8 protein-coding genes are annotated in these 8,111 nt (G+C 66.9%); 4 read left to right on the top strand and 4 right to left on the bottom strand.

Annotated features, from left to right (window positions below; all coding sequences use genetic code 11):
• Positions 1–172 precede the first annotated feature (172 nt).
• The 4 genes from ACFXB5_RS10960 (at position 173) to ACFXB5_RS10945 (ending at position 5,972) form a co-directional block, all read left to right on the top strand.
• Positions 173–970 carry a hypothetical protein gene (locus tag ACFXB5_RS10960; RefSeq protein WP_385205264.1) on the top strand — a complete coding sequence of 266 codons (798 nt, stop codon included), beginning with the start codon at positions 173–175 and terminating at the stop codon, positions 968–970.
• A gap of 162 nt (positions 971–1,132) precedes the next feature.
• Positions 1,133–3,559, top strand: coding sequence for a type IV secretory system conjugative DNA transfer family protein (locus tag ACFXB5_RS10955; protein WP_385205262.1), 2,427 nt, complete (start codon positions 1,133–1,135; stop codon positions 3,557–3,559).
• A 244-nt stretch (positions 3,560–3,803) separates the two neighbouring features.
• Positions 3,804–4,769: an NlpC/P60 family protein gene (locus tag ACFXB5_RS10950; RefSeq protein ID WP_385205259.1), complete on the top strand. Its 966-nt coding sequence runs from the start codon at positions 3,804–3,806 to the stop codon at positions 4,767–4,769.
• A 159-nt stretch (positions 4,770–4,928) separates the two neighbouring features.
• A complete protein-coding gene (locus ACFXB5_RS10945) occupies positions 4,929–5,972 on the top strand; it encodes a replication-relaxation family protein (protein WP_385205256.1) in 1,044 nt (347 codons plus the stop codon).
• A gap of 123 nt (positions 5,973–6,095) precedes the next feature.
• Here ACFXB5_RS10945 and ACFXB5_RS10940 read toward each other — a convergent pair whose 3' ends face one another.
• From ACFXB5_RS10940 to ACFXB5_RS10925, 4 genes are all read right to left on the bottom strand, one after another.
• Positions 6,096–6,596 carry a hypothetical protein gene (locus ACFXB5_RS10940; RefSeq protein WP_385205253.1) on the bottom strand — a complete coding sequence of 167 codons (501 nt, stop codon included), beginning with the start codon at positions 6,594–6,596 and terminating at the stop codon, positions 6,096–6,098.
• Between the two features lie 8 nt (positions 6,597–6,604).
• A complete protein-coding gene (locus ACFXB5_RS10935; RefSeq protein ID WP_385205251.1) occupies positions 6,605–6,835 on the bottom strand; it encodes a hypothetical protein in 231 nt (76 codons plus the stop codon).
• A 69-nt stretch (positions 6,836–6,904) separates the two neighbouring features.
• A complete protein-coding gene (locus ACFXB5_RS10930; RefSeq protein WP_385205248.1) occupies positions 6,905–7,060 on the bottom strand; it encodes a hypothetical protein in 156 nt (51 codons plus the stop codon).
• 266 nt (positions 7,061–7,326) lie between these two features.
• Complete coding sequence (locus ACFXB5_RS10925; RefSeq protein ID WP_385205246.1) at positions 7,327–7,968, bottom strand: cell envelope biogenesis protein OmpA; 642 nt, start codon at positions 7,966–7,968, stop codon at positions 7,327–7,329.
• Between the last annotated feature and the right edge of the window lie 143 nt (positions 7,969–8,111).

Here is an 8,111-nt window from a genome sequence, read left to right as displayed (position 1 = left end):
CGAGCGGCGTCCCCCTGGTCGCGCAGGTGCAGCGCCGGGATCCCCATGGGGAATTTTCTGGCGTCGCTACTGGGGAATATCGCCGTCGTTCACACTCTTTCGCACGAAGGGCGCTCTCATGCCTTCCCCCTCATCTGCACCATCCCGCCTGCCCCCATCACCACCATCGCCGTTGCTGACCCAGAACCGGGAAATGCGCGCGATCGGCGCGTGGAACTGGACACTGCCGGCCTGGGCCAGCCGGCTCCCCGACGGCCGTACCTACAACACCTGCCCCTCCGCAGGGATCTGCCGCCACGTCTGCTACGCCCGGCACGGCACCTACACCTGGCCGGTGGTCAAAGCCAAGCACGAGGCGAACCTGCGCTTCGTCCTGGACGATCTACCCGCCTGGGAGCAGACAATGATCAGCGAACTCGGCGCCGCGAAGTTTCGCGGGGTCTGGATACGCATCCACGACTCGGGCGATTTCTTCACCGACGCCTACACACGCAGCTGGCTCCGGGTGATCCGCGCCCGGCCGGAAGTCAACTTCTACGCCTACACCAAGGAAGTGGCCAGGTTCCGCGTCCTGGTGGAGCCGGACCCACCGGACAACTTCCTGTGGGTATTCAGCTTCGGGGGCACCCAGGACGCCGCCTTAGATCCCGAACGTGACCGCGTGGCGGATGTCTTCCCCGACGAGGAATCCATCACCGCGGCCGGATGGCATTCACAAGAAGTCAGCGATCTCCTCGCGGTACTGGGTCCGCGGCTGGTCGGGATTCCCGCCAACAGGATTCCGCACTTCCTCAAGAGGCTGAACCGTCGCACCTTCCGCTCGTGGCAGGCCGAGGTCGACGCCGAACGCCAGGCTCATCACCGATCGAGCGCGTGTGGCGGTCTGCGCCTGATCACGGGCAATCGACCGGAGACGCACGACAACGCCGAGGAACGGCGCGCTCCTGAGCGCCAGGACCGCGCTGCCTGACGGCGGCTCTCCACCCCCTGACGCTCTCTCCCTGGAAGGTCGCGTGCCATGGGTCGCCCCGTTGATTTCGTTCTTCCATCCTCGTTGTTCCTTGCCACCGCTTCCGGCTCAGACGTACCGGATTCCCCGGTCGGCGATTACCTGCGCGACCCTTCCGGCGCGGTGCACGCAGTGCTGGTCCACATCCACAGGTGGGTGCTCGACTGGGGATGGATCGCCGGTCCTGCCGTGGTCGCCAGCGCTACCACGCTGGTCTGGGTGCGCTGGTGGTGGCACCGCCGCTGCCGGAGGCATCTCGCCGCTGACGCGCGTGTCGTTCAGATCCTGCCCCCGCCAACTGTGGACGCCGTAGGGGCCGCCGCACTGTGGGCCAACTTGGTGGGGCTGTTGCGCCCGGCCTGGCACCGGTGGCTGACCGGCCAGCCACACCTTGCCTTCGAGTACCTCTTCGACCGCGAAACCGTGCGTCTGCAGATATGGGTGCCTGGTCACGTCCCGCCGGGCATGATCGAGCGGGCCGTCGAGTCCGCCTGGCCCGGCGCCCACACCCGCACCACACCCGCCCATGCCCCTCTGCCCGCTACACCGCCTCCGGGACAGCAACTTCTCACCGCCGCCGGGGAGCTGCGACTAGCACGGAGTGAGGCCCTACCAATCCGTACCGACTTCCCCCTCGACCCTGTGCGCCCGCTGCTCGGCGCACCGGTCGGGATGGGGCCGCGGGAGCGGGCGGTGGTGCAGGTGCTGGCCCGGCCGGTGACCGGGCACAGGGTGAAGAAGGCCCGCCGGGCAGCACGGCACGCACGCGCCGGAAGGTCCACCCGCTTGATCAGCCGCCTGCTGGATTTACTCACCCCCGGTCTCCACCCCCACCGCCGCGCCCGGCAGAACACCACGCTCATCGACCCGCAAACAGCTTTGGAGATGGCTGCCGAGGACCGCGTGATCGTAGCCAAACAACGCGGCGCTCCCTACGAAACCCGTATCCGCTACGCGGTCACCACCACTGCTCCGGACAATGCCTCGGCCGTCGACCAGGCGAAGGAACGGGACCGGGCGCGCGGCCGGGGCCACGCCATCGCCTCCGCGTTCGCCACCTTCACCGAGCACAACTACTACCGCCGTACCCGGCTGCGTGGCCACCACGCGCTACGCCACCTGGCCGAACGGCGCCTGAACAGCGGCGACTTGCTGTCGATCCAGGAACTCGCCGCGCTGGCACACCTGCCGTGGGACGAGACGGTCACCGGTCTGCAACGCGCTGGAGCAAGGGCCGTGCCTCCTCCGCCCGGCATCGCTACCACGGGATCGGCGGTCCGGCCGATCGGGCTGGCCGACAGCGGGCACCAGCGTCCCGTCGGGCTACGCGTCCCCGATGCACGGCACCACCTTCACGTCCTGGGCGCCACCGGTTCGGGCAAGAGCGAACTGATGGCACGGATGGTCCTCGCCGACACCGAAGCCGGTCGCGGGACGGTCGTCATCGATCCAAAGGGCGATCTGGTCACCGACCTGCTCCAGCGTTTACCCGTCGAGCTCGGAGAGAAAGTGGTGCTCTTCGACGCCGACAGCAAGGCCCGGCCGCCCGTGCTCAATCCACTCGAAGGAGCGGATGCGCCGCGCACCGTAGACAACCTGGTATCCATCTTCTCCCGTGTCTACGCCGCCTCCTGGGGGCCACGCACCGACGACATCCTGCGCGCCTCACTCCTGACCCTGCGCGCCCAGCCCGGCACCCCCCTGCTGACCGACCTGCCCAAACTGCTGTCGAACCGCGCATTCCGGCAGCGCGCCACCGACCAACTCGATGACGAAATCCTCAAAGGCTTCTGGACCTGGTACCAGGACCTGTCCGACCCAGCCCGTGCCCAGGTCACCGCCCCGCTGATGAACAAGCTTCGAGGCTTCCTGCTGCGCCCGTTCGTCCGCCATGCCCTCGCCGGCGGTCCCTCCACTTTCGACATGAACGACACACTCAACGGCGGGATCTGTCTCGTACGCATCGCCCAGGACGCGCTGGGCACGGAGACCGCGCACCTGGTCGGTTCCATCGTGGTCGCCCGCGCCTGGCAGGCCGCCACCGCCCGCGCGCGTATTCCCCAGTCCCAGCGACATGACGCCTCTCTCTACATCGATGAGGCGCACAACTTCCTCAACTTGCCCTATTCGCTGGGCGACATGCTGGCCGAGGCCCGCGCCTACCGGCTGTCGATGACGCTCGCCCACCAGTACCTGCGCCAGCTTCCCAAAGAGCTGGAGGAGGGCATCAGCACCAACGCCCGCACAAAGATCATCTTCAACGCCAGCCCGGAGGACGCCCGGCACCTGGCCCAGCACACCGAGCCGCGCCTGACCGCACACGACCTGTCCAATCTGGACGTCTTCCACACCGCGGTCCGCCCTGTGCTCCACGGAGCCGAAGCCCCCGCCTTCACCGCAGTCACGGAAAAGCTCCCGCCCCCTACCCGGGGACGGGCCAAGCAGATCCGGACCGCCGCTTCCCGAAATGCCCGGTCACGACGCGGCCCAGCAGCACTTCCTGAGGCTCGCAACACTCCGGTCCAGGCCGACCCCCGACGCACGATGTGACATCCAGTCGCCCGAGCCCACCCAGCCTCAGGCCGCCTCGAAATTGCGTCCATACCTGCCAGCTCCCCCCCCACTACAGATATCTGGAGGTGAACATCCCGTGATCACCAGTACAGCCCTGACGACACTCGACAGCTTGACCGCCCTCGGCGGACACATCAGTCCCACCGAGGTCCGCCGACTCCTTGCGGACACCGTGCCGACGGCCTCGACTTCATCATTCACCGCCACACAGAGGTGAGGCATGACCAGAGTCGGCATCACGCTCCTGGGGGCGATACTGCTGGTCATCACTTTGGCCGCAGCCGGAGCAAGTAGCGTCCTGTCTGTCTTCGGCGGTACTGGCGGCAGCCAGCCCAATCGCACCGCTCTCACTGACATACCGCCCAGCTACCTCACGCTCTACCAGCAAGCGGCGGCGACCTGCCCCGGACTGGACTGGTCAGTGCCGGCCGCCATCGGCAAGGTCGAGACCAACCACGGCCGATCCACCCTGCCCGGGGTACACAGTGGCTCCAACAACAAAGGCGCTGAGGGCCCGATGCAGTTCCTACGGCCCACCTTCGACGCGGTCACTGCCAAGCACCTGATACCGCAGCGAGGAAAACGAGCTCCCTCTCCGTACAACCCACGAGACGCGATCTATGCGGCGGTCGACTACCTATGCGACTCCGGCGCCCGCGGCGGACGCAATCTCCATCAGGCGATCCTCGCTTACAACCCCGCCGAGTGGTACGTCTCGAAAGTCCTCGCTCAGGCAGAGGACTACCAGAGCGCCTCAGGACTCGGCGGCACGGCGAAGGCAAATCCTCCCGCCCGAGAGGCGATCAACTACGCTCAGGGCCAGCTTGGCCTCCCGTACGTATGGGGAGGCAACGGCCCGGCAAACGGGGACACTGGATTCGACTGCTCGGGGCTGACCAAGGCCGCCTACGCCGCCGCGGGCATCTCCCTGCCGCGTACCGCCGAAGAACAGTTCCGGACCGGCCACCAGGTTCCCAAGGGACAGCCGCTGCTGCCCGGCGACCTCGCCTTCTACGGCACCCCCGATAAAGGCATTCACCATGTCGGCCTCTACGTCGGCGGCGGTCAAATGATCAACGCACCAAACTTCGGCGAAAAGATCAAGATCGCACCCTACCGCTACCAAGGCGACGACTACGCCGGTGCGACCCGACCAGCAATTTCCGCCTCCGCCGGTTCTGCCTAAAGCACCGCTGCGCCAAAGTCCCACCTTGGCTGACAGCACCGAGCGGCTGTCTCAGGAGAACCCGCCTGGTCGAGCAAAGCCCCGCGATTTTCGTCGCACAGGTCCTCCGTCGCCCGAAGACCGCACAGACCAAGGATTGCCCGGAGGTACATCTTCACCGTGATCACCAACCCCACTTCTCAACGCTCTCTGCGCGCCCACCGGCCCAAGCGCCTCAGCCAGCGTGCCGCGACCAGCGGCGAATACATCGCCCGGCTCGCCGCACGCCTCACGGATCGGGACCGTTGGCTGGCTCGTATGTTCTACGAGCACAAGGTCCTCACCACACACCAGATCACCGAGATCGCCTATCCATCCGCCCGTGCAGCCAACCTGCGGCTCCTCCAGCTGTACAAGTGGCGTCTGCTGGACCGCTTCCAGCCCTTCATTGCTTCCGGCACCGCGCCCATGCACTACGTGCTCGATGTCGCCGGAGCCGCCGTCGTCGCGCGCGAAGACGGCCTTGACCCCCGCGACCTGGACTACAGGCACGAGCGAGCCATCGGTATCGCCCACTCCCTGCGCTTGGCCCACACCGTCGGCACCAACGCCTTCTTCACAGCCCTCATCGCCCGCTCCCGCAACCCGGATGCCTCCGGACAGCTCACCGCCTGGTGGTCCGAGGCCCGCTGCAAGCGGCACTTCGGCGACATCGTGCGCCCGGACGGCTACGGCCGGTGGCACGAGCACCGCTCCGCCTTCGAGTGGTTCCTGGAGTTCGACTTCGGCACTGAACGCCCCGACCGCGTCGCGGCGAAACTGCCTGGCTACGCCAAACTCGCCACCGCCACTGGCATCACGACACCCATCCTGTTCTGGATGCCCACTACCCGCCGCGAAACCCGTGTCCGCCACGCCCTCGCCACGGCCCTGAACACGTTGGACGACCCCACACTGGTACCCGTGGCCACATCCAGTGCCGACTTCGTCACAGGCGACCGTGACGCCCACCCGGCCGCCGCCCGCTGGCAACTACTGGAAGGTAGGCAGCTCACTTCGCGGCGTCTCGCGCTCGCGGAACTCGGGCGCGCCTGGCCGCACCTACCGCCGCTGCCGCCTTCCTCATCCACCTCAGTCGCGACCAGAAACAGCGACTCTTGGAGCGATCTGCTTCCGCCGTCACCGCTTGCCCCGGGTCCGACGCCCCGCCGCGGGACCCGGTGAAACGACATGGGTGAGATCACCGGTGCGCGGCATGGTGTGACCACGCCCGCCAAGTTCGCCTCGAAGGCTGCGTTCTGGGGCAGTGAGGAGCGACCGGACCGAGCAACGTACCGGCCATCAGCGTCACGTGCTGGTCGGGTCACCGGACTCGTGCGTCAGGGCGCGCAGCAGGTGGCGGCCCGGGAAGTCGTCGTACGGCTGGACTGGGACGGTGATCACCGTATGGTCGTCGAAGACCGGCTCGCCGCTCGGGCGACGTGCGTAGGGAAGATAGCCGTAGTCCACCCCGTCGTCCGCGTCGAAGCTCATCCATGCGATGAGCTCCTGCTCGCCTTCCCTCAACGGCAAGTTGGCGACCGCGCGGCCGTACACAGTGTCCTGGTCGAAGAGCCACACCTGTGGGACCGCGAAGACGAAACGGACGGCATGAATCTGCCGTGCCTTCTCGGCAGCACGCTGTTCGAACGCCGCGGCGGTCGGGGCATCGCGCAGGTAGTCGTAGTCGGAGAGCACCAGGGTTCGGTCTCCTTGAACCGCGACCATTGCGGGGCAGTCCCGCTCGGTGACGGCCCGTTCCAAGCGGCCAGCCACGTTACGCAGCAGGATCTCGGTGTCGCGGTTCATCCGGCTGCTCACTTTCCGGAAGGACGGTCCCAACCGCGGAAGTCGTAGAAGACCTCCATGATCTCTACAGAAGCCTTGTCACCGAGATGGGCAAGGTGCTGCAGGGTGCGGCTGATCTCGGTGCGCTGGCGCGACCCTTCGCGGGTCGGCGCCTGGTCCACCGCCCTTCCATCGAGCGCCTCCAGCCGTTCGGCCAGTTGTCTCACGGTCTCCCGTGCCGCGCTCAAGTCGATCTCCACAGGTCCAACCTCCAGGCTCTCCGGCAGTCTCCCGCATCTGGAACGCCTGAGGGTATTCGTTCCCGCGGGTCAGCTGCCGTGGCCCGGCATTGTGCTGGCCTCGACGTAGTTCGACAGCTGCTGAAGGAGGAGGTTAGCCGCCTGGACGGCTTCGCGCAGGATCGCCATGGCCGCCTCCACTCCGGAGGCGTCCGGCTTCCCCAGCATGGGCATCGCCTTGGACAAGGTGGCAAGCTTCAGCGGCGTCGGGACGAGGGCATCCCTCCCGGATCCGTGGGTATCCAGGCCATCCCCATCGGTGGAGAATCCGTGCTTCGTACGGGATTCCCCTCACCGAAGCCAATGCCCATTCCGCGGGCGACTACGAGTTCAGTGAGCCAGTGGCAGGCTTCCTCCTCATGCAAGATGAACGATTCCACCCGTTCTCTCCTCTCTCTCGAGTTCGGTGCATTCGCAGAACGCGAGCACCGCGCCGGGCAGCAGCACGGGGGCTATGGCTCGAGGTCGTCACCCTGACCGATCCTCGGTGGAAGGCCGAGAAGCTGCCAGATCAGGTCGAGCTTTTCGTCAATGTCGACGTGGCGGTTCCTCCGGATGGGCCTGATCTTCAAGACGCTGATGTCGAGGTCCAAGCCGAGAAGGTCGTCTTGGAGGCCAGTCTTGAGCCGGTAGTTTGCGGGCGTGATCAACCAGGCGTCCCAGTCATCGGCCGGTTGTCCGGAGCGGGCCTCGTGGCCGCTCGAGTTGGTGTCGGGGCACGGGCAGTGCGAATCGGAGCATGGACGTCCTGCCGGGTGCGCGGCGAGCAGCGGCGAGCGCCGGTAGTGGGATGCCTGGCCATTGAGCATGGGGCAGTGCTGCTTGGCGTATCTCAGGCATTCAGGGTGAACAGCCGGTTCGGCGATATACCCGGCGTCTACGTCCATCGGCCGGACAAGCAGGTAGATGCGGTCACCGAGCCGCTGGCCGCAGATCTGGCACAGCCGGCGAGTGAGGGCCAGGTACCGCTTGCGCGAGTCGATAGCACCGAAGACGACGTGGCCGTTGTGTTCGAGGGTGATCCACGGCACGACCAGGCCGCCGCTGAGCGGGCGGCCGACGCACCGTAGCGGGACGGGCGGGGTGGTGGTCATGGCTGGTTCCGTTGAGGGGGCTGGTTGTGATGGATCCGTTGGGCGCGTGGACCGGGAAAGGCGGTGGGGGGGGGCGGGGGGGGGGGCCCCCCCCCCCCCCGGGGGTGGGAGTGGGGTGGGTTTTAAAAAACATTAGAGAGCGC

This window comes from Streptomyces sp. NPDC059455 (assembly GCF_042750115.1).
Lineage (GTDB): Bacteria > Actinomycetota > Actinomycetes > Streptomycetales > Streptomycetaceae > Streptomyces > Streptomyces endocoffeicus.
Note: the sequence above shows the minus strand (reverse complement) of the source record. Positions and strands in the feature narration are given on the sequence as shown.